21 protein-coding genes are annotated in these 21,649 nt (G+C 46.2%); 15 read left to right on the top strand and 6 right to left on the bottom strand.

All coding sequences use genetic code 11. The annotated features are described in order from the left end of the window. Positions 1-37 precede the first annotated feature (37 nt). Together THIAE_RS03500 and THIAE_RS03505 are read right to left on the bottom strand one after the other, a co-directional pair. Positions 38-2,512: an ABC transporter permease gene (locus THIAE_RS03500; protein WP_006459241.1), complete on the bottom strand. Its 2,475-nt coding sequence runs from the start codon at positions 2,510-2,512 to the stop codon at positions 38-40. Further along, positions 2,503-3,195 carry an ABC transporter ATP-binding protein gene (locus tag THIAE_RS03505; RefSeq protein ID WP_025299290.1) on the bottom strand — a complete coding sequence of 231 codons (693 nt, stop codon included), beginning with the start codon at positions 3,193-3,195 and terminating at the stop codon, positions 2,503-2,505. The genes THIAE_RS03500 and THIAE_RS03505 overlap by 10 nt, the downstream gene beginning before the upstream one ends. Here THIAE_RS03505 and THIAE_RS03510 point away from each other — a divergent pair. Further along, the gene (locus THIAE_RS03510) at positions 3,148-3,855 is read left to right on the top strand and encodes an arylesterase (RefSeq protein WP_006459239.1); all 708 of its coding nucleotides are present in this window, start codon (positions 3,148-3,150) and stop codon (positions 3,853-3,855) included. The two genes, THIAE_RS03505 and THIAE_RS03510, sit on opposite strands and share 48 nt — an antisense overlap. On the opposite strand, the gene smpB is transcribed toward THIAE_RS03510, so the two are convergent. Further along, positions 3,844-4,323, bottom strand: coding sequence for an SsrA-binding protein SmpB (gene smpB, locus THIAE_RS03515; RefSeq protein WP_025299292.1), 480 nt, complete (start codon positions 4,321-4,323; stop codon positions 3,844-3,846). The two genes, THIAE_RS03510 and smpB, sit on opposite strands and share 12 nt — an antisense overlap. A 43-nt stretch (positions 4,324-4,366) precedes the next feature. Between smpB and THIAE_RS03520 the strand changes: the two genes are divergently transcribed. Together THIAE_RS03520 and THIAE_RS03525 are read left to right on the top strand one after the other, a co-directional pair. Further along, positions 4,367-4,798: a type II toxin-antitoxin system RatA family toxin gene (locus THIAE_RS03520; RefSeq protein ID WP_006459237.1), complete on the top strand. Its 432-nt coding sequence runs from the start codon at positions 4,367-4,369 to the stop codon at positions 4,796-4,798. Beyond that, a complete protein-coding gene (locus THIAE_RS03525) occupies positions 4,791-5,087 on the top strand; it encodes an RnfH family protein (RefSeq protein WP_006459236.1) in 297 nt (98 codons plus the stop codon). The genes THIAE_RS03520 and THIAE_RS03525 overlap by 8 nt, the downstream gene beginning before the upstream one ends. A gap of 2 nt (positions 5,088-5,089) precedes the next feature. Here the strand turns inward: THIAE_RS03525 and THIAE_RS03530 are convergent, their stop codons facing one another. Next, on the bottom strand, positions 5,090-5,446 hold the full coding sequence (locus THIAE_RS03530; RefSeq protein WP_006459235.1) for an outer membrane protein assembly factor BamE: 357 nt from the start codon (positions 5,444-5,446) through the stop codon (positions 5,090-5,092). 178 nt (positions 5,447-5,624) lie between these two features. Between THIAE_RS03530 and fur the strand changes: the two genes are divergently transcribed. After that, positions 5,625-6,059 (top strand): ferric iron uptake transcriptional regulator, encoded by a 435-nt coding sequence (fur, locus tag THIAE_RS03535; RefSeq protein WP_006459234.1) that lies wholly within the window; start codon positions 5,625-5,627, stop codon positions 6,057-6,059. Between the two features lie 85 nt (positions 6,060-6,144). Here the strand turns inward: fur and recN are convergent, their stop codons facing one another. Then, positions 6,145-7,815, bottom strand: a complete 1,671-nt coding sequence (recN, locus tag THIAE_RS03540; protein ID WP_006459233.1) for a DNA repair protein RecN — start codon at positions 7,813-7,815, stop codon at positions 6,145-6,147. Next, the gene (locus THIAE_RS03545) at positions 7,815-8,690 is read right to left on the bottom strand and encodes an NAD(+) kinase (protein WP_006459232.1); all 876 of its coding nucleotides are present in this window, start codon (positions 8,688-8,690) and stop codon (positions 7,815-7,817) included. Before THIAE_RS03545 ends, recN begins: the two co-directional genes overlap by 1 nt. Before the next feature lie 185 nt (positions 8,691-8,875). Here THIAE_RS03545 and grpE point away from each other — a divergent pair, with 185 nt between their 5' ends. The 11 genes from grpE to THIAE_RS03600 all read left to right on the top strand — a co-directional run bounded on the left by grpE (position 8,876) and on the right by THIAE_RS03600 (position 21,642). Continuing rightward, positions 8,876-9,451 (top strand): nucleotide exchange factor GrpE, encoded by a 576-nt coding sequence (gene grpE, locus THIAE_RS03550; RefSeq protein WP_006459231.1) that lies wholly within the window; start codon positions 8,876-8,878, stop codon positions 9,449-9,451. A 90-nt stretch (positions 9,452-9,541) separates the two neighbouring features. Further along, positions 9,542-11,458, top strand: a complete 1,917-nt coding sequence (gene dnaK / locus THIAE_RS03555; protein ID WP_006459230.1) for a molecular chaperone DnaK — start codon at positions 9,542-9,544, stop codon at positions 11,456-11,458. 153 nt (positions 11,459-11,611) lie between these two features. Beyond that, positions 11,612-12,757, top strand: a complete 1,146-nt coding sequence (gene dnaJ / locus THIAE_RS03560; RefSeq protein ID WP_006459229.1) for a molecular chaperone DnaJ — start codon at positions 11,612-11,614, stop codon at positions 12,755-12,757. Then, positions 12,754-13,566, top strand: a complete 813-nt coding sequence (gene dapB / locus THIAE_RS03565; protein WP_006459228.1) for a 4-hydroxy-tetrahydrodipicolinate reductase — start codon at positions 12,754-12,756, stop codon at positions 13,564-13,566. Before dnaJ ends, dapB begins: the two co-directional genes overlap by 4 nt. Before the next feature lie 201 nt (positions 13,567-13,767). Beyond that, the gene (gene carA, locus THIAE_RS03570) at positions 13,768-14,904 is read left to right on the top strand and encodes a glutamine-hydrolyzing carbamoyl-phosphate synthase small subunit (RefSeq protein WP_006459227.1); all 1,137 of its coding nucleotides are present in this window, start codon (positions 13,768-13,770) and stop codon (positions 14,902-14,904) included. A 30-nt stretch (positions 14,905-14,934) separates the two neighbouring features. Beyond that, positions 14,935-18,150, top strand: coding sequence for a carbamoyl-phosphate synthase large subunit (carB, locus tag THIAE_RS03575; protein ID WP_006459226.1), 3,216 nt, complete (start codon positions 14,935-14,937; stop codon positions 18,148-18,150). Positions 18,151-18,223: 73 nt separating this feature from the next. Further along, the gene (gene greA / locus THIAE_RS03580; RefSeq protein WP_006459225.1) at positions 18,224-18,700 is read left to right on the top strand and encodes a transcription elongation factor GreA; all 477 of its coding nucleotides are present in this window, start codon (positions 18,224-18,226) and stop codon (positions 18,698-18,700) included. Between the two features lie 111 nt (positions 18,701-18,811). Beyond that, the gene (locus tag THIAE_RS03585) at positions 18,812-19,192 is read left to right on the top strand and encodes a hypothetical protein (protein WP_006459224.1); all 381 of its coding nucleotides are present in this window, start codon (positions 18,812-18,814) and stop codon (positions 19,190-19,192) included. A gap of 92 nt (positions 19,193-19,284) precedes the next feature. Then, positions 19,285-20,103, top strand: a complete 819-nt coding sequence (locus tag THIAE_RS03590) for a ferritin-like domain-containing protein (RefSeq protein WP_006459223.1) — start codon at positions 19,285-19,287, stop codon at positions 20,101-20,103. Further along, positions 20,100-20,999, top strand: a complete 900-nt coding sequence (locus THIAE_RS03595; RefSeq protein ID WP_006459222.1) for an ROK family protein — start codon at positions 20,100-20,102, stop codon at positions 20,997-20,999. Before THIAE_RS03590 ends, THIAE_RS03595 begins: the two co-directional genes overlap by 4 nt. Positions 21,000-21,024: 25 nt before the next feature. Continuing rightward, positions 21,025-21,642 carry a CBS domain-containing protein gene (locus THIAE_RS03600; protein ID WP_006459221.1) on the top strand — a complete coding sequence of 206 codons (618 nt, stop codon included), beginning with the start codon at positions 21,025-21,027 and terminating at the stop codon, positions 21,640-21,642. Positions 21,643-21,649: the final 7 nt, after the last annotated feature.

Below are 21,649 nucleotides of genomic sequence, written 5' to 3' on the forward strand. Positions count from 1 at the left end.
CAGGCTGCGCAAGATTAAGCAGGCCTGCTTATAGTGGTTAATCGGCCTGTAAGGCTTGCAGCAATTGCTTGGGTGTTTGGCGCAACGGGTGTCGCTGCGTCAGCCAACCAATCAGTAGCAATAACAGTGCACTCATCACAATGGCGCTCAGCCAGATCCAAGGGTTAAATCCTACGCTCAGTTCTAGCCAAAAATGCGCAATCAGCATACTGGCTAGTTGGCCTAAACTAGCCGCAAATAGACCGCCTAAAATACCGATTAACACAAACTCGGTTAAACCAATCTTAACAATATCCGCCTGTTTAGCGCCAAGCGTTCGAAGTAATAGCCAGGTTCTCAGGCGTGCTAGCTGGGTCGATTGGGTGGCGGTAAACACGACCACTAGGCTGGCCACGAGCGTAAACATATAGAGTAAGGTGACGGCCATCGCTGCTTGACTCATAATGTCTCGAATTTGGCGAATCATAGCCCGCGCATCAACCCATAACACCCCTGAAAACTGTTCATTAATCGCTAAGCGCAATGCTAGCGTAGCCGTTTCATCCAGGTTAGATTGGAAATTGGTAATGTAGGTAATAGGCAAAGACTGTTCAGTGGGTTCTAAAATAAAAAAGAAGTTTAACCGAAAGCTCTGCCAATCGACTTCACGTAAGCTGCGCACTTGATACTGACGTGTTTCACCAATTAAGTCATAGGTCAGCACATCGCCTAATGCTAGGCCAAACAGCTCGGCAATCTCGGCCTCGATGGACACACCGGGTAGGTCGGTTTGCCATTGATTAATTGGTAGCTGCGCTGTGATACGGTTATAGTTGGGGGGCGCTGATAATACCGCGATATTCGCTTCGCGCTCCAATAGGCGTTTAGCGCGCGGTTCGTCAAATTGGCTGGCACGCATCGGTTGGTCATTTTTCGCCACCAACCGACCTCGTACCATGGGTACCAGTTCGGCGGTTAAATTTTGCTCGGCTAAGAGTCTCGCGACACCTTCATGTTGATCCGGCTGAATATTCATCACAAAGGTATCAGGCATATCGGCAGGCAGGGTAGCTTGCCAAGCGTTGAGTAAATCATGGCGCACAAATGACATGACCAGTAGCACAAAAATCACCAAGCCAATCGCAACGAGTTGCGTCACCACCAGGCCTGGTGCCCGTGTTAAACCAGCAATGGCGACGCGTAACCAGCCTCGGGTAAAAGGTTGAACCTTAACCAAACCCCAAAGTAGCAGGCCTGCTAGCAGGGCTAGTAATGCGCCGCCAATTAATAAGCTTGGCAGTGCCCAAATGAGCAGCTGGTTATTGAGCAGCAGGGACATCAGTAAGAATAGCAGCACCAGGCTGACTAATAAGGCTGTTAAGGCACTTTTAGGGCTTAAATCTTGGCGTAACACGCTGAGTGGCGAGACTTGCATGGCACGATAAAACGCCGGCCAAGAAAAGGTCCATAGCGCGAGCGTACCACTGAGCAAGCCTAATAGCATGGCGGTGCCTGGCGCAGCAATCACCAAGGGACTAAAGTAATTGGCCAGCACCGGTGTGAGAAGATAAAACAAAGCTAACCCCAACAGGATACCTAGACCGCTGGCAAATACGGCTAGAAAGGTCAATTGCAGTGCAAATAAACTTACCAAACGACGGCTGGTCGCACCGGTGGCGCGTAATAGTGCGAGAGTCGCGGTCCAGCGTTTTAGATAAAACTGGCTGGCTATCAGAATTGCCAGGCCTGCTACGAGTACGGTGGCCAGGGACGCAAGATCTAAAAATAGCCATGCGGTGTTAAGGGCGCGCTCAAGATCTGGGGTCGGTGCGCGAGCTTGAATAATTTGCCAATGCGGTTCGTCGGCTTCAACCAAGCGTAAATAGAGTTCATCTAAGGCTTGTGCTGCACCACTAAACCCTAATTCAAAAGTTGCCCGGCTGCCTGGACCGAGCAAACCTAAGGCGTCAATCTGTTCAATCGGTAAGATAACCTGTGGCGCGAACTGGCTAAAGGTGGCCTGAAACACATCTTGGTCGCTTAACCAGTCTAGCGCGACAAAATCTTGTGCCCCGAGTGTGAGTTTGTTGCCCAATTCTAGTCCTAGCAGGCCTGCTAATTGTGGATCAGCGAACACGGCGCTATCGCCCAATTCATTTAAATTTTTGTGGTTTTGCGTGCGCAGCTGTCCTCGTAATGGGTAATTGGCTGACACACCTTTGAGCATGACCATTTGAAATTGATCTTGGTGCAGTGCCATAGTGGTAAGGCTGAGGGTCTCGCTAGTGGCTAATTGGTTCTCCTCTGCCCATTGTTGCCAGCTGGACTCAATCGGGCGAGTAGAGCGTATGACCAGATCAGCGGATAAGGATTCAGCCGCTTTGCTCAACATACTTTTTTGCACCGTTTGTGCGACCTGCTCAACCAAGGTCACGCTGGTGCTGGCAATCACTACTGCAATCCATAACCACAGCCAATCACCACGACGAATGCCGCGCCAAAACCAACGCAATGCCGTGCTAATTAGTGGCATGGCTGATCCTCAATGAGCAGACCATGTTCAAGACGGACTTGGCGTTGGCAACGCGCAGCATAGTCCACGTCGTGGGTGACGAGAATTAAGGTGGTGTGATCTTGCAAGTTAAATAGCAAATCCTGCACTTGATGAGCGGTGGTTTCATCCAAGTTGCCAGTAGGTTCATCGGCAAACAAAATCTTAGGTTGGGTGACGAGCGCGCGCGCAATTGCGACGCGTTGTTGCTCGCCGCCCGATAGGGATTGTGGCCGATGGTGTAAACGATGAGTCAGGCCTACAGATTCTAGCGCTTGCTCTGCGCGTTGCTTGGGCTGGTCGAGGTTAAAGAGTTCCAGTGGCATCATGACATTTTCTAGTGCGGTTAAGCCCGACATGAGTTGAAAGTTTTGAAATACAAAGCCGACTGATTGGGCGCGAATTTGCGCACGTTGATCTTCATTAAGTTGACTAAGATTATGCGATAGCAAGCGCACATCACCGCGTGTGGCGGTGTCTAATCCGGCCATTAAAGCAAGCAATGTGGATTTTCCGGAACCAGAACGTCCTACTATCGCTAAACTTTGTTGTGGCTCGACTTCTAGTTCACAGCCCTTTAAGATAGCCAAAGGTGAAGACGCAGAGGATACTTCGTAATGAACATTGTGCAAGCTCAAAATAGAATTAGTCGGGTTGTCGGTCATGGATTATGTTCTCTTTATCATCCGTTAGTGCGTGTGATAACGCTGCTACTTGTAAGTTGGGTGTTACTGTTAGCCAGTCAATCGGTACAGTCCTCTTCATCTACCTTGTTGGTTTTGGGCGATAGCCTGAGTGCGGCTTATGGTATTCCGCAAGAGAACGGTTGGGTGACCCTATTAGACCAAAAACTGACTCAGCAGACTATGCAACAATTAAAAAACGTACAAGTGATCAATGCTAGTTTGAGTGGTGAAACCACCTCGGGCGGTTTGCAGCGTTTACCCGGCCTGCTGGCACAACATCAACCTACTTTTGTGATTATTGAGCTGGGCGCGAATGATGCCCTGCGCGGTCAAAACTTGAACCAAACCCAACGCAACCTAGCGCAAATGATTGAGTTGAGTCAGCAGCAGGGCGCCAAAGTGAAGTTGTTGGGTATTCGATTGCCGCCAAATTATGGGCCGGCGTTTGATCGACGTTTAGCGCAAATGTATCTGCAGTTGGCTGAAGAATATCAGGTGCCGCTCGATCCTTTTTTTCTGGCTGATGTGGCGTTGAATCAGGAGTTAATGCTAGAGGATGGTTTACACCCTAATGCCGCCGCTCAACCCATTATTCTAGCGAGACTTTGGCCACAGTTGCAGGCCTGGTTAACCGAATGATTTAAGAATACGTTGCTTGTCCCGATTCCAATCGCGCTCTTTTTCTGTGGCGCGTTTGTCATGCAGTTTTTTACCTTTCGCCAAACCAATGTCGATTTTTACCCGACCTTGGTGCCAATGTAAATTAAGAGACACAACGGTATAGCCTTTTTGATCAACCTGACCCATTAAACGATCAATCTGACGCCGGTGCATCAATAATTTACGCGTACGCAACGGGTCGTGTACTTGATGAGAGGAGGCCGTAATGAGCGGCGTAATCAGCGCACCAAATAACCAAGCTTCATTGTTTTTAAACAGAATGTAGCTTTCGTTAATTTGAACCTTACCCGCACGCAGGCTTTTGATTTCCCAGCCTTCTAACACCAGGCCTGCTTCAAAGGTTTCTTCAATGAAATAATCAAAGCGCGCTTTGCGATTCTCAGCGATGCGATTAGAGTGGTTTTGTTTCTTTGCTTTTTTTGCCATAATGTCGCGCATTATAACGAAGTTTGCTTAAAAAAAGACGGCTATGAAAAAAATTTCCCGCACGGCCTTGTTAAATTACTCGGCTAAACAAATGTATGACGTAGTGAACGATGTCGCGCGTTATCCAGAGTTTTTGCCCTGGTGTGGCGGTGCGCGCGTATTAATGGCGGATGAGTTTTCCATGCAAGCGGAAGTGACGATTGCAAAATTGGGGTTGAAGCAAGTTTTCAAGACCCAGAATCATCTGACGCCTAATCAGCGCATCGAAATGCGTCTTTTGGAAGGGCCGTTTAGTCATTTACAGGGTGAATGGAGCTTTAAAGCATTGGATGAACAGGCCTGCAAAATTAATTTTGAGATTGAATTTGAAGTCAGTTCTGGCCTACTAAAGGTAGCGCTCAACAGCATTTTTGAGCAGATTGCCAATACCTTTGTCAGCAGTTTTGTTGCCCGAGCGGAGCAAATTTATGGTTAATACAGCAGCTGATTTGCAGACGATGCTGGTTGAGGTCGCTTATGCGTTGCCAGACAAACAATCCATTTATGCTTTACAGGTTCCAGTCAATACAACAGCGATTGAAGCGATCAAACTGAGCCCACTTCAATCAGACTACCCTGAAGCAGTGGTTGAGCAGCTAGGTATTTTTAGTCGTCCGGTTGCGCATGATACGGCATTGCGTGAAGGCGATCGGGTGGAGGTTTATCGCCCCTTGAAAGTCGATCCCAAAGAGCGTAGAAGACAGGTTGCGGCTGAAGCTGATTGAGGTTAGAGTTTGATTTTGCGGCTGTCTGCTTCAATAACCTGCCAAGACTCTAGAAATCCTTGATCATCAAAAATCAACTGTAAGCGACCAGCCGCATCGGTATGCAGTGAACGATTGCTGGTGGCATAGGTATAATCCCAAATATTTGGGCGGAAGGGATGCTGGCCGTAATTGGGGCCTAATAAGCTGCGGACTTGTTGCTGGCTTAATCCGACTTGCAACTCATCGATCATGGCCTGCTCAATTACAACACCCTGTGAAACAGGGGCTTTGAAGGGTTTAATGCCGCCGCAGCCACTTAATGCAAGGCTAAGTAACGATATCCAAGTTAGATGAAGAAGTGGCGCTTTTAGAGTCATAATCTTTCCTGTTTAGGGGTATTTAGTGCTTTACTAAATTGAAATTCACTATTAAAATTCAATTATTGATTAATTTTTAAACGATGTAGGGCATATTTTTTTCGTTATTATAGTCAAAAGTTGTTCATACAAGCCATTACTTTAAAATAATAACAAATCTCATAAGTGGAGTCTTTAAATGAGCGGTCATGAATTAAAACGTGTGGGCTTGAAAGTGACCCTGCCACGGCTAAAAATCTTGCAAATCTTAGAGTCAGCGGGCGATCAGCACCATTTGACTGCGGAAGATGTTTATAAAATCTTGATTGAGCAGGGCGAAGAAGTGGGTTTAGCCACGGTTTATCGTGTCCTTACCCAGTTTGAACAGGCAGGTATTGTGCGCCGTTTAAACTTCGAAAATAACATCTCTGTGTTTGAGTTAGACACGGGCGATAATCATGATCATTTGGTTTGTTTGAAATCAGGATTTGTTAAAGAGTTTGTTGATCCGGTGATTGAAGATCGGATTCGTGATATTGCCAAGGAAAATGGTTATAACTTATCCAACCATAACCTCGTTATTTACGGTACTCTTGAATCAGAGATGAGCAAGGATGGCCGTGGTCGTAAATAAATGCCAATTTTATTTTGATTGCTAGTCTTCAGCGCCCGCATTTTTAGCTGGGCGCTGAAGCAAAAGACTCTATATAACCTGCCGTTCAAAAAGATTGGGCTTTGTTTAAAAGTTCGTCCGCTAAACCTAATGTTTGCTCTGTAATGTCAATTCCGCCAATCATTCTAGCGATTTCACTCACTCTTGCTTGCTGGGTTAAAGGCACTACTTGAGTAATGGTTTCATCCCCCGTGTTTTCTTTTGCGACCTTGAAGTGCTGATTGCCATAACTGGCGACCTGCCCTAAATGGGTCACAGCAAATACTTGGCGTTGATGACCTAATTGACGCATTTTTTGACCAACTACTTCGGCCACAGCGCCGCCAATGCCTACATCCACTTCGTCAAAAATCAGTGTTGCGGTTTGCGCAACCTGAGCACAAGCGACTTGAATCGCTAAGCTAATTCGCGACAATTCACCGCCGGAGGCAATTTTATTTAAGGCTTGTGCCGGTTGACCAGGGTTGGTTTGTACCAAAAAGTTTATCCGGTCTTGCCCTTGAGCACTTAGCGATTGAGATTCCACTGCGACTTCAAAACGACCGTGAGCCATACCAAGCGATTGCATGGCCGCACTAATAGTTTGGTTGAGCGTTTGCGCTGTTTGTTTGCGGGCTAGCGTTAAACTCTGTGAAGCTTGCAAAAGTTTTATGTGTGCCTGTTTTATGGACGCTTCTAATTCAGCTGAATGTTCATCGTGTCTGGCAAGCGAGGCTAATTCGTTATTAAGTGTTTCAAAATACTGGGCGAGGTCATTTGGCTCTAGGTGGTATTTTTTGGCCAGTGCGTGGAGTTGTCCTAGTCGCGTATCAACTTCTTCCAAACGGTAGGGGTCGAGTTCAATCTTGTCACTGTAGTGATACAGCTCTCCGGCTAGCTCTTGCAGCTCAATAAGTAGTCCTTCTAAACGCTGTTGTAGTTGCGCGAGTTCGGGGCTGTAGCTAACGGCGCGTTCAATTTCATGAAGTGCTTTACTGATTAGGCTAGCGGCACTGGTGTCGCCATCAAGATGCTCAAACGCTTGCAGGCCTGCGGTTTTAATGTCATTCGCATGAGCGAGGGTGCGTTGTTCTTCGGCCAATTGATCAAATTCACCGGCTAGCGGTTTGATCTTAGCAAATTCCTGTTGCTTAAAAGCCAGTAGCTCAAGTTTTGCTTGAGCATCTTGTTGTGCATCGCGAAGTTGTTGCAGTTGCTGGGTAAGTTGTTGCCAAGTTTTGTACGCCGATTTAACTTGATCGGTTAGTGGCTGGTGTTGGCCAAATCGGTCTAATAAATCGCGTTGGGTATCCTGACTCATTAAGGCTTGATGTTGATGCTGGCCGTGCACCACAATGAGTTGTTGTCCCAGTTCTTTAAGCTTAGCCAGCGTAGTAGGGCGGCCATTGATATAGGCTTTGGAGCGACCATCTGCAGCCACGCTGCGTTGTAAGATGCAGTTCTGTGCTTGATGCTCATCTTCAAGATCATGCTGCTGTAACCATGCCTGTTGATCAGGAGCTTGAGTTAAATCAAACTCTGCGGTCACTGTTGCCTTGGTCTTGCCATGACGAACTAAGTTTGAGTCAGCGCGTTCGCCCAATACTAAGCCTAACCCATCGAGTAAAATCGATTTTCCAGCACCGGTTTCACCGGTTAACACGGTTAAACCGGGTTTGAAGTTGAGTTCAAGCTGATTAATTAACGCAAGATTTTGGATGTGCAAGAAAGACAGCATTATAGTTTTTCACCCCAGTGCAGTTTGGCGCGTAAAAGTTGAAAGTAGTCATGTCCACATGGATGGATTAGTTTTATAAAATGTTGATGACGTTTGACCTGCGTACGATGACGGGCATTAATTTCAAAAGTGATTTGACCATCACAGGTAATACGCGCAATACCGTTACAGTTCTCATGAGCACGAAGTTCAATTTGACTATCACCATCAACCACAAAAGGTCGATTGCTCATGGTGTGTGGATTAATTGAGACCAGCGTTAACACATTGAGGCTTGGATCAACGATGGGGCCCCCGGCTGATAACGCATAGGCGGTAGAGCCGGTTGGCGTCGCGATGATCATGCCGTCAGAGCGTTGGCTTTTTAGGAAGCGACCATTGATGAAGGTTTCAAACTCAATCATCTTGGGGGCGTCAGGTTTATGAATAACCACATCATTGAAAGCGAGGTGTTCAAATACTTTTTCATCTTGGTCAAAAATAGCCACACTTAGCAGGTTTCGTTCTTCACAGTCATAGGTGCCGTTTAATACATCTTCCATCGTACTTAACATGGATTCAGGCGAGACGTCAGCTAAAAATCCAAGTCGCCCTAAATTAACACCGAGTATTGGCTTTTGTTGATCTACAACAAAACGTGCTACATCTAAAAACGTACCATCACCACCTACCACAATCGCTAGGTCGAACTGTCCGAGCATTTTATCGCGGCTTAGTAGGGGTACACCATAGCGTTCCACTGGAAAATCTTGACAGGATGTTTGGTCTAAGAGCACCTGTTTGTTGCGATCCTGAAAGAACTTGATCAATTTATCAATGCTTTTCCAGGATTGAAACCCATTATATTTTCCAAAAATTGCGATGCGATCAAACATGACGAAATCCGTTTTTATGATAACTTTTTAACTACTCTAAAATCTGATTATAGCTGAAAAGCTAAGCCGGCTCAGTTGGAAAAGTGAGTCCACTTGGGCTATTTTTTTGATTCTAGACTTGAAATATCAAAAGCATCCCCCACTAAACCTAAAGTTTATTTTAATTAATTTTTAAGGAGCCAAGCATGCAGCAGCCAGAAAATTTGACTGGGCAAGAACCGTTAGTAAATGAGCAATCAGATCAGCAGGTTGATCAGCCGGACGCAAATGACGCGCAGCAAGCAGATTTAGATGAGGCATTTGACCCAATGGCTGAACTAGCCGCTGCGCAACAGCAAGCTGCGCAGCATTGGGATAGTTTGTTACGTTTGCAAGCTGAGATGGAAAACTTACGTCGTCGTTCACGTATTGAAGTCGAAAATGCCCACAAATATGGTGTTGAGAAGCTGTTGCATGCATTAGTTCCGGTAGCGGACAGTTTGGAGTTAGGCCTCGAGGCCTCAAACAAGGCTGAGGCCTCAGTGGAATCCATTCGTGAAGGTTTAGATATGACGTTTAAGCAGCTGTTAGATGTATTGGCTGATTGTAATGTTGAGCGTATTAATCCAGCGGGTGAAAAGTTTGATCCACAAAAACACGAGGCAATGACGATGATTCCTTCGCCAGATCATGACAGTAATACTGTGGTTGAGGTGTTTCAGAAAGGGTACGCCTTAAATGAGCGTTTGATTAGACCTGCGCGTGTGATTGTTGCGCAGTAAAAAATTTGGCTGGATTGCTTGAAATAATAAAAACAGCACCTATTAATAAAACAAGCTTTTAAAGATTAAATTGAATTTGGAGAGAAAAACATGGCAAAGATTATTGGTATAGACTTGGGAACCACCAACTCATGTGTGGCGGTGATGGAAGGCAAGGATGTCAAAGTTATTCCTAACGCTGAGGGTGCACGTACCACGCCGTCGATTGTGGCTTACACCAATGATGGTGAAGTATTAGTTGGCGATTCAGCCAAGCGTCAAGCGGTGACGAATCCGAAAAACACCTTGTTTGCGATCAAGCGTTTGATCGGTCGTCGTTTTGAAGACAAAGAAGTGAAAAAAGATATCGGCATGGTGCCTTATGCGATTGTCGCGGCTGACAATGGCGATGCGTGGGTGGATGTTGATGGCAAAAAAATGTCACCACAAGAGGTGTCTGCGCGTACTTTGCAAAAAATGAAAAAAACCGCAGAAGATTACTTGGGTCATGAGGTCACCGAAGCGGTCATTACTGTTCCGGCGTACTTTAACGATGCACAGCGTCAAGCGACCAAGGACGCAGGTAAGATTGCCGGTCTGGAAGTGAAGCGTATCATCAACGAGCCAACCGCTGCGGCTCTGGCTTATGGTATGGACAAAGCAAAAGGCGATAGCAAAATTGCGGTGTATGACTTGGGTGGCGGTACCTTCGATATTTCGATTATCGAAGTAGCTGACCTAGACGGTGAAAAGCAAGTTGAAGTGTTATCAACTAACGGTGACACCTTCTTGGGTGGTGAAGACTTTGACAAGCAAATCATGGATTATTTGGTAGCGGAATTCAAAAAAGATCAAGGTGTGGATCTAACCAATGATCCTCTAGCCTTGCAGCGTTTGCGTGAAGCCGCTGAAAAAGCGAAGATTGAATTGTCATCGCGTGAGCAAACTGATATTAACTTGCCTTATATCACCGCCGATGCGACCGGGCCGAAGCACATGAACATTAAAATTACTCGTGCGAAGTTTGAGTCATTGGTAGAAGATTTAGTGGCGCGTTCGATTGAGCCTTGTAAGATTGCATTAAAAGATGCCGGTTTAAAAGCGTCGGAAATTGATGATGTCATTTTGGTTGGCGGTTCAACTCGTGTGCCGATGGTGCAAGCACGCGTAAAAGAGTTCTTTGGCAAGGAGCCTCGTCGTGATGTGAACCCAGATGAAGCGGTCGCAATGGGTGCGGCGATTCAAGGTGGTGTATTGTCAGGTGATGTTAAAGATGTGTTGTTGTTAGACGTATCTCCTTTGTCGCTAGGTATTGAAACAATGGGCGGCGTAATGACCAAGTTGATTGAGAAAAACACCACGATTCCAACACGTAAATCGCAAGTGTTCTCAACCGCTGAAGACAATCAAACAGCGGTAACCATTCACGTATTGCAAGGTGAGCGTGAAATGGCGTCGGGTAACAAGTCGTTGGGTCAGTTTAATTTGGAAGATATTCCGCCGGCTCAACGTGGTATGCCACAAATCGAAGTCACCTTTGATATTGATGCCAACGGTATTTTGAATGTATCAGCGAAAGATAAAGCGACTGGTAAAGAGCAAAACATTACCATTAAAGCCTCCTCAGGTTTAACCGATGAAGAAGTTGAGCGTATGGTGAAGGATGCTGAAGCCCATGCGGAAGAAGATCGCAAGATGAAAGAGTTGGTGGAAACACGCAACCAGGCGGATGCGATGATTCACGCAACGCGTAAGGCCATGGCCGATGCGGGTGAGGGCCTTGAAGCAGCAGAGAAAGACGCGATTGAAGCGGCGATCAAGGATGTGGAAGAGGCGATGAAAGGTGATGATAAAGCGAAGATTGACGAGAAGGTTCAAGCTTTAGCGGCCGCATCACAAAAAATGACTGAAAAAATGATGGCGAAGCAACAGCAGCAAGCTGGTGGCGAGTCAGAATCTTCATCTAACGCCAAGCAAGATGATATTGTAGATGCGGAGTTTGAAGAAGTGGATGACACCAAAAAATAAGTTAGGTTTGTGTTGCTTACTTTATAATGCGTGACAACCGACAACGGCTCTTTTGAGCCGTTGTTTTTTAACCAAGTTAATAGGTTGAATGGATGAAATACGTCTATTGAACCAATTGACTTAATCAAAGCCGACCAGCAGAAGACAGTGACCATGAGTAAACGAGATTATTACGAAATACTATCGGTAGCGCGTAATGCCACCGAGCAGGATATTAAAAAAGCCTATCGTAAATTGGCAATGAAATATCATCCGGACCGCAATCCAGATGATCCAGATGCGGATACCAAATTTAAAGAAGCGACCGAAGCCTACGAAGTCTTAAGTGATCAACAAAAACGCGCGGCTTATGATCAGTTTGGTCATGCTGGAGTACAAGGGGGTGCGCAGGGTGGCGGTTTTGGTGGCGCTGGTTTTGGTGATGCCTTTAGTGATATTTTTGGCGATATCTTCGGGGGTGGGTTTCGTAAAGGACCTCGTGCCGGTGATGACATGCAATATGATTTGGAAATCACTCTAGAGCAAGCGGTTAACGGCACCGAAGTAGATATTCGTATTCCTTATGAGGATACCTGTGATGCCTGCGGTGGTTCGGGTGCGGAACCAGGTACCACAGCGCAAACTTGTCCTACCTGTGGAGGAGAGGGGCAGGTTCGTATCCAGCAAGGTTTTTTCTCGGTAGCACGTACTTGTCCAACCTGTCATGGCCGCGGTAAGATTATTAAGTCACCGTGTAAAAAATGTCATGGTGACGGTGTGGTGACCAAGCACAAAACTCTGTCGGTAAAGATTCCAGCAGGGGTGGATAGTGGTGACCGGATTCGTTTGCAGGGTGAAGGCGGTATGGGTGAGCCTGGCGCGCCGCGGGGTAATTTATATGTTCGTGTTCGTGTTAAACGTCATGCCATTTTTCAGCGTGATGGCGATACCTTGTTTTGTGAAATGCCGCTGTCTTTTGCGACCGCAACGCTAGGGGGGGAAATTGAAGTCCCCAGTTTAAATGGCAAAGCTCGCCTTAAAATTCCAGCTGGTACGCAGTCAGGTCAACGTTTCAAGCTGGCAGGCAAAGGGGTGAAGTCGGTTCGTTCAAGTCGCGTAGGGGATTTGATTTGCGAAGTGAATATTGAAACACCCATTAATTTAACCAGCGAACAAAAAGCACTGTTGAAAGCATTTGATGATAGTTTGCATGGTAAGCATGCTGAGCATAGCCCTAAATCGCACTCGTTTTTTGATGCGGTTAAAGCTTTTTTTACCGGTGATGATGACAAGGATGCGGGCGCAAAGGATAAGAAATGAGTGAACTTAATCGTATAGCTATTCTGGGTGCATCGGGTCGAATGGGTAAATATCTGATTGAAGCGACACTAGCGACGCCAGGCCTGGTATTAGGTGCAGCAATCGAACGTCCAGGTTCTTCATTAGTGGGGGTGGATGCCGGTGATTTAATTGGTGCGGGTACGCAAGGGGTCAAAATTGTTGATAACCTAGCTGATGTAGTCGAGGATTTTGATATTTTAATTGACTTTACTCGCCCTGAGGTCACTTTGCAGGCACTCGGGCTGTGTGTGCAAGCCAATAAGCGAATCGTCATAGGTACCACTGGGTTTAATGCAGCAGGCCTGGCCATGATCGATGATGCAGCGCTCAAAATACCTGTGGTGTTTGCACCTAATATGAGTGTTGGCGTCACCCTGACGTTAAAGCTGCTTAAAATGGCGGCTGACGTGTTAAATGAAGGTTTTGATATTGAGGTTGTTGAAGCGCATCATCGTCACAAAGTTGATGCACCTTCCGGCACGGCCCTCCGTATGGCTGAAGTGGTCGCAGACACACTAGGGCGAGATCTTAAAACCTGTGCGGTCTATGGGCGCGAGGGTAATACCGGTGAGCGAGATCCGAATACAATTGGGTTTGCTACCATTCGCGCGGGAGATATTGTTGGCGATCATACGGTGATGTTTGCAGGCGTTGGTGAGCGCGTCGAAATTACCCACAAGGCGTCCAGTCGGATGACTTTTGCTAAGGGGGCAATGCGAGCCTGTACCTGGCTCGCCTGTCAACCAAATGGTCTCTATGATATGCAGGATGTGCTAGGCTTAAGTTAGTTTTTGGAATAAGTATGGATTTCAACTAGACTTGTGGGGTCTTATCGATTAAAATTCGCCCAATTTGAAATTGATTTTATGACTCAAAATAAAAGGTTGGCATGAAGTCATCTTGTAGACATTATTTAGGACGGAGTTGACTCTTAATAGGGAGTTAACTCCGTTTTTTTATAAGCGAATTTAGACTTTTCGGGGCAAAACATGGAAGCATCAGCGTTACTGGCACTCGCCGATGGCACGCTCTTTTGGGGGCGGGCTATTGGTGCGCAGGGAGAATGTGTGGGTGAGGTGGTATTTAATACCTCAATGACGGGTTATCAAGAAATCTTGACTGACCCGTCATATTTTAAACAAATTGTGACCTTGACCTATCCCCACATTGGTAATGTTGGTGTAAATGAAGAAGATACCGAGTCGCCAAATATTATGGCGCAAGGCCTGGTTGTAAAAGATTGTCCTAACGTGATGAGTAACTTTCGTGCGACGCAAAGCCTGCCAGATTATTTAAAAGCGCAGAATGTCGTGGCGATTGCCGATATTGATACCCGAAAATTAACGCGCATTCTTCGCGAAAAGGGCGCGCAAAATGGTGTGATTGTCGCGGGTGATAATATCGACGCTGATGCGGCTGTTGCTAAAGCACAGGCTTTTGCCGGCTTAAATGGTATGGATTTAGCCAAGGAAGTGACGGTGCAGGCACCTTATCAATGGCATGAGGGTTCGTGGCAGCTTGGACAGGGGCACGTCGATCGGAAGGCTGAGGCTAGATACCATGTTGTTGCTTTTGATTATGGTATCAAACGAAATATTTTACGAATGCTAGCAGATCGAGGTTGCCGCTTAACGGTTGTGCCGGCACAAACCCCCGCGGCAGAAGTATTGGCAATGAATCCTGATGGCGTGTTTTTATCTAATGGCCCAGGTGATCCTGCCCCTTGTGATTATGCGATAACGGCTATCCGCGAAGTCTTGGCAGCGCAGGTGCCGGTATTTGGTATTTGTTTAGGCCATCAGTTGTTGGCATTAGCCGCGGGTGCGAAAACCTTAAAAATGAAATTTGGCCATCACGGCGGTAACCATCCGGTCCAAGAACTGGATTCAGGGCGGGTGATGATTACGTCGCAAAACCATGGTTTTGCCGTTGATCCAAATAGCTTGCCTGCCAATGTTAAAGTGACGCATAACTCATTGTTTGATGGTTCGTTACAGGGTATTGCATTAACCGATAGACCCGCGTTTAGTTTTCAGGGTCATCCAGAAGCTAGCCCAGGTCCACATGATTTAGCACCGCTATTCGATCAATTTATTGCCCAGATTAATCAGTATCGTTCGGCCTAAGCGTTAAAGGTCACGAATTAAGGAATTGCCATGCCAAAAAGAACAGACATAAAAACGATTCTAATCATTGGTGCCGGTCCGATCATTATCGGCCAGGCCTGCGAGTTTGATTATTCGGGTGCTCAAGCCTGCAAGGCGTTAAAGGAAGAGGGCTACCGTGTTGTGCTGGTTAACTCAAATCCGGCGACGATCATGAGTGACCCAGATTTAGCTCATGCCACTTACATTGAGCCGATTACTTGGCAAGTCGTTGAGAAAATTATTGATAAAGAGCGCCCAGATGCTATTTTGCCGACCATGGGCGGGCAGACGGCGCTTAATTGCGTGTTAGATTTAGCGCACAACGGTGTATTAAAGAAATACAACATTGAACTAATCGGTGCAAGTGAAGATGCTATCGATAAAGCTGAAAACCGTGATCGATTCCGTCAGGCGATGACAAAAATTGGTTTGGATATGCCTTACTCAGAAGTTGCGCATAACCTGGACGAAGCCTGGCAAATTCAAGCTAAGGTGGGCTTTCCAACTGTTATTCGTCCTTCGTTTACCTTGGGTGGTTCAGGCGGCGGTATTGCTTATAACCGTGAAGAGTTCGAACAAATTTGTAAGTTTGGTTTGGATTTATCACCTACCAAAGAGTTATTGATTGAAGAGTCCATTTTGGGTTGGAAAGAATATGAGATGGAGGTTATCCGCGATAAAAAAGATAACTGCATTATCGTATGTTCAATCGAAAACTTTGATCCAATGGGGGTGCATACTGGTGACTCAATTACTATTGCACCCGCACAAACTTTAACGGATAAAGAATATCAAATTATGCGTAACGCCTCGTTGGCGGTATTGCGAGAAATTGGCGTAGAAACGGGCGGTTCGAACGTGCAGTTTGCATTGAACCCTGAAACCGGTCGTATGATTGTCATTGAGATGAATCCACGTGTATCCCGCTCTTCAGCGCTAGCGTCTAAGGCTACGGGTTTCCCGATTGCTAAAGTGGCGGCTAAATTAGCGGTGGGCTATACGCTTGATGAGTTAAAAAATGACATCACTAATGGCGCTACACCCGCTTCGTTTGAACCATCAATCGACTATGTTGTTACCAAGTTGCCACGCTTCACATTTGAAAAATTCCCACAGGCTCAGGCGCGCTTATCGACCCAAATGAAGTCGGTTGGTGAAGTCATGGCCATGGGTCGGAATTTTAAAGAGTCATTGCAAAAAGCCTTGCGTGGTTTAGAAACCGGTATGGATGGCTTGAATGAAATGATCGATCTTGCCACGACTGATGAAAAAGATGTTCGTGACATTCTGCGTCGAGAATTGCGTGATCCAGGTCCAGATCGTATTTGGTATGTTGCAGATGCATTTCGAGCTGGTTGGACAGTGGAACAGGTGTTTGAAGTTTCCAAAATTGACCCCTGGTTTTTAGCGCAAATTGCCGAGTTAGTTGAATCAGAGCGTCAAATTCTTGCTAAGGGTCTTGATGCACTTGAAGCAGGCTTTTTAAAGCAACTCAAGCGCCAAGGTTTTGCTGATAATCGCATTGCGGCTTTGTTAAAAACAGACAGTGCGCTAGTTAGAAGGTATCGACATACTTTGGGTATTCGCCCTGTTTACAAGCGCGTTGATACCTGTGCGGCAGAGTTTGCTACCTCGACGGCCTATTTGTACTCTACTTACGAGGATGAATGCGAGGCGGAGCCGTCAGATCGCAATAAAATTATGGTGTTAGGCGGTGGACCTAACCGGATTGGTCAGGGTATTGAGTTTGACTATTGCTGTGTTCATGCAGCAATGGCCTTAAGTGAAGATGGCTATGAAACCATCATGGTTAACTGTAACCCAGAAACCGTATCAACTGATTATGATACCTCTGACCGTCTGTACTTTGAGCCGCTAACGCTGGAAGATGTGTTGGAAATTGTCGCGATTGAGAAGCCGAAAGGCGTGATCGTTCAATACGGTGGTCAAACACCGCTAAAATTGGCGCGAGATCTTGAAGCCGCCGGTGTGCCGATTATTGGTACCAGCCCAGATTCAATTGATTTGGCTGAAGATCGTGAGCGTTTTCAACAGCTGCTGAATAAACTCAATCTTCGTCAACCACCAAACCGTACCGCTCGTCGTGAAGATGAAGCAGTCACCCTGGCAAAAGAGATTGGTTATCCTTTAGTGGTGCGCCCCTCTTATGTACTCGGCGGTCGAGCGATGGAAATAGTGTATTGCGAAGAAGATCTGCTCCGTTACATGAAGTTTGCTGTTAAGGTATCCAATGATTCGCCTGTATTGTTAGACCGTTTCTTAGATGATGCGGTTGAGCTAGATGTGGATGCGATCTGTGATGGCGAGCAGGTTGTCATAGGTGGGCTGATGGAGCATATTGAGCAGGCCGGGATCCACTCGGGGGACTCAGCTTGCTCGTTGCCGCCTTATAGCATTAAAAAATCAGTGCAGGATGAGATTCGTCATCAGGTTGAACAAATGGCGAAAGCGCTTAATGTGGTAGGTTTAATGAACACCCAATTTGCGGTTAAAGGCGATGACATCTATGTGCTAGAGGTCAACCCGCGTGCGTCGCGTACGGTTCCGTTTGTGTCGAAAGCCATCGGTCGACCCTTGGCGAAAATCGCTGCGCGCTGTATGGTAGGCAAGTCATTAGCGTCACAGGGTTTTACCACTGAGATTATGCCAAAGCATTATTCAGTAAAAGAAGCCGTGTTTCCATTTATTAAGTTCTTAGGTGTTGATCCTATTTTGGGTCCTGAAATGAAGTCTACCGGTGAGGTTATGGGCGTGGGGGCAAACTTCCCACAAGCCTATGCTAATGCACAGTTGGCGGCGAGCACTATTTTGCCGCGGGAGGGTAAAGCCTTCCTCAGTGTTCGCAAGGCGGACCGCGTTAAAGTGATTGAACTGGCGAAGCAGCTGCAAGCAAAGGGTTTTAGCATTGTTGCTACACGTGGTACCGCGACCTCGTTGCAGGAAGCGGGGATTGAGTGTGAATTGGTAAATAAGGTGGCAGAGGGTCGTCCTAATATCGTAGACGCCATTAAAAATGAAGAAATTCAATTAATAGTGAATACATCGGACGGTTCAGTAAGCATTAAGGATTCCTCGGGTATTCGCCGTGAAGCTCTAATGCATAAAGTCTGTTATACCACTACGATGGCCGGTGCGTTTGCAACAGTGGCCGCGATGGATTACTTAGATGACCAACCGGTGCATCGTCTGCAAGATTTAAACTAATTTAACTGTAACACTTGTCGAAGAAGCTGGCGCCTTGGTGCCAGCTTCTTTGCATTTTATGGAGTATAAGATAATGCAAAAACATCCTATGACGAAGGGCGGGGCTGATAAGTTACAAGCAGAGTTAAACCGTTTAAAAAAAGAAGAACGCCCCCGTATTACGCAAGCGATTGCCGATGCGCGTGAGCATGGCGACCTTAAAGAGAACGCGGAGTACCATGCCGCTAGAGAGCAGCAGGGCTTAATCGAAGCACGAATTAAGCATATTGAGGGGGTGTTAAGCCATGCACAAATTATTGACGTTACTCAGGTGCAAGCTCATGGCAAAATTATTTTTGGCGCCACAGTTAAGTTGCTGAACCTAGATAATGATCAAGAGGTGTTGTACCGCATTGTCGGGAATGAAGAGTCAGATGTTAAAGAAAATAAAATCTCAATAAACTCACCGATTGCGCGAGCTTTAATTGGTAAATCTGAAGGGGATGAAGTGATGGTGCAAGCGCCCGGCGGTAATATCGAGTATGAGATTTTAGAGGTGCTTTACCTATAAACGCAATTAATAAGAAAGTGTTAATATTCTATTTGTTTAAGGCTTGCAATTTAGTCTAAAAGACGCGAAAATTACTAACGCTAGAGAGGCAAACCCTATTTGGAGTAATCGATGAAGCAATTAACTCTTAAAGCTTTGTTCCTATCTGGTGTTGCAGCATTTTCTATGAATGTGCATGCTGCATCAGTCTATGATCAATGTGTTGCTGATGCAAAACTATTGATCGAGGCAGGTATTCAAGGTGGTAATACTGCAGCGCGTCAAGTACAGCAGGCAACTACTGTACAACAATGTCGTGAAGAATTGACCCGTATGGAAGTCAAGTATGAAGACCAATGGCGCTTTGAAAAAGACGGTAAGCAGTATGTTCGTGCTGCTTACTCAGTCATGACTCCTGAAGATCGTTTAAAGTGGGCTACCCTATTTAACGCGATTGACACGAAGAATTTCATGGGCGTTCGTTACCTGATGGCAGTTTACTATCGTCAATAATATTGACCCTAGGTGATGCATCTCAAAAAGCCGGCTTAGCCGGCTTTTTTTTTGCCATTAATTAATTGGGTTTTAAATATGTGAGGTGGAGTGTGAGATTTTTTCAACAAGTTCATGCGTGTTTAATGGCTCAAGACATTGAGGTCAAGCTCAGGTTGTTGGATAGCCTTATAGTGAACTGGAGTCAAGATGATCTCGATTTTAGCCCAACTGCAACGATTGAGCGAATAGCTGATCCGGGGCGTCCCGACAAACCCAATCTAGTACCACCGAAGGATTTAGTTAGGCGACGTTTAGGCTCGCGTGAAGGCCATGCAGCATTGATGCATGCTATAGCACACATTGAATTTAATGCTGTTAACCTTGCTTTGGATGCGCTATATCGTTTTCAAGCTATGCCGCGTGATTATTATGCGGACTGGTTAGGTGTGGCCACGGAAGAGGCCTATCATTTTCAAATGATTCGTGAACACCTGGCCGGTTTAGGTTACGAGTATGGCGATTTTCCAGCGCATAATGGTTTGTGGTTAACCACCTTCGAAACCGATCATGACCCCCTTGTGCGTATGGCAATGGTGCCACGTACATTAGAGGCACGGGGTTTGGATGTAACGCCTGATATGATCAAGCGGTTGCGTGCAATTGGTGACCAACGCGGCATAGAAATCTTAAAAATTCTATTGCGAGATGAAATTGGTCATGTTGCGGTGGGAACGCGGTGGTTTAGATATTTGTGTCAGCAACAGGGGTTGAATCCTTTCGAAACCTTTCAAACGATTCTTGAGCAGTATTTTCATGGTGATATCAGGGGGCCTTTTAATTATGAAGCGCGTGCTGAAGCAGGATTTTCCAGTGAAGAAATTGCCTGGTTAAAAAAGATCGAGGCGCAAACTTTTGCGTCGCCACAATGAATATTGGCATAGATTTAGGCGGTACAAAAATAGAAATTGCGTTGGTAAATAACCAGCATGAGATTATCTATCGCTACCGCGAACCGACTATTCGAGGAGACTATGCCAGCAGTTGTCAGCAACTGATTAAATTGATCGCGCAAGTAGAGCAACTTCATAACTTGGCTAATTTACCGATAGGGATTGGCATACCCGGTAGCATTGCTAAACAATCAGGCCTGGTTAAAAATGCCAATTCTACTTGGTTAAATGGCCAGCCGCTATTGGCTGACCTAAATAGAGCACTTGATGGGCGTGTACGTATTGCTAATGATGCCAATTGTTTTGCCTTGTCTGAAGCCTTATTTGGTCATGCAAAGGGCGCTGAAACGGTTTTAGGTGTGATTATAGGTACGGGGTGTGGAGCAGGCCTGGTCGTGAATGGCCAGCTTATTCATGGCTTAAATGGCATTGGCGGTGAGTGGGGTCATAATGCGATGCCTTGGGTGAATGAGTCGGACAGGGTTGCGTGTTATTGCGGTTTGGAAAACTGTATTGAAACCTATTTATCTGGCCCGGGTTGGTTGTTACGCAGTAAACAGCGCTATCAGCTGGATTGGTCTGATGCAAAAGCACTCTACACAGATTATCAGCAGGGTGGCCTAGCCGCCCAGCAGGCTTTTGACGATTATGTGGTCAATCTGGCAAAGGGGTTGGCGAGTGTGATCAATATTTTTGATCCGGATGTGATAATCTTAGGCGGTGGCTTAGGTCAGATGACCGAGTTGTATCAACGTGTACCGGCTATATGGCAAAACTGGGTGTTTAGTGATCTAGTTGAAACACGATTGTTGGCACCTAAGCTAGGAGATTCTAGTGGTGTATTGGGTGCAGCAGGGTTGTGGCCTTTTCACTAAATTTTTTTAAACATAAGGGGGCGTTATGTTTATTGTTTACAGTCCTGAAGGGCGCCAGAGTCTTGCAACTAATTTTCAGCGTCCAACCAGTTTACGCAAGGTTACCCCACCCAGTTCCGCGGGTTTAAATGATACCTTTTTGAGTCAAGATTCGGACTCGGCGGGTATGTCAACTTCTGCCCATCCCTCTATTCAAGCTTATCGTCAAACGGAATCATCTAGCGGATCGCGTCAGGTGGTTGTAAAGGCTTCTGAAATCATGAGTCGTCCGGTCATTACCCTGCCGCAAACTGCAACTATGGAGCAAGCCTGGTTATTAATGCAACAAAAAGGCGTTCGTCATGTGTTGTTGATGGATCAAGATAGGTGGGTGGGTATCATTTCAGATCGTGACCTGTGGCAGCATCATAATCTTGACCAGGCTTGGTCAACTGAGCCGGGGTCGGTCATGCGGCATGCACAGCAAAAGCTTATTACTACGGCAATGGATGCCGATATTCGCCACATTGCATGGGTCATGTCTGAATACAGAGTAGGCGCTTTGCCGGTTATTTCTAAGGATGAAAAACTGGTCGGAATCGTTACGAGAACGGATTTAATTGTTCGTTTAGCAAATCAGCCGCCTTTACAACTCTTTGCTTAGAGTTTGT

Source organism: Thiomicrospira aerophila AL3, from assembly GCF_000227665.2.
GTDB lineage: Bacteria > Pseudomonadota > Gammaproteobacteria > Thiomicrospirales > Thiomicrospiraceae > Thiomicrospira > Thiomicrospira aerophila.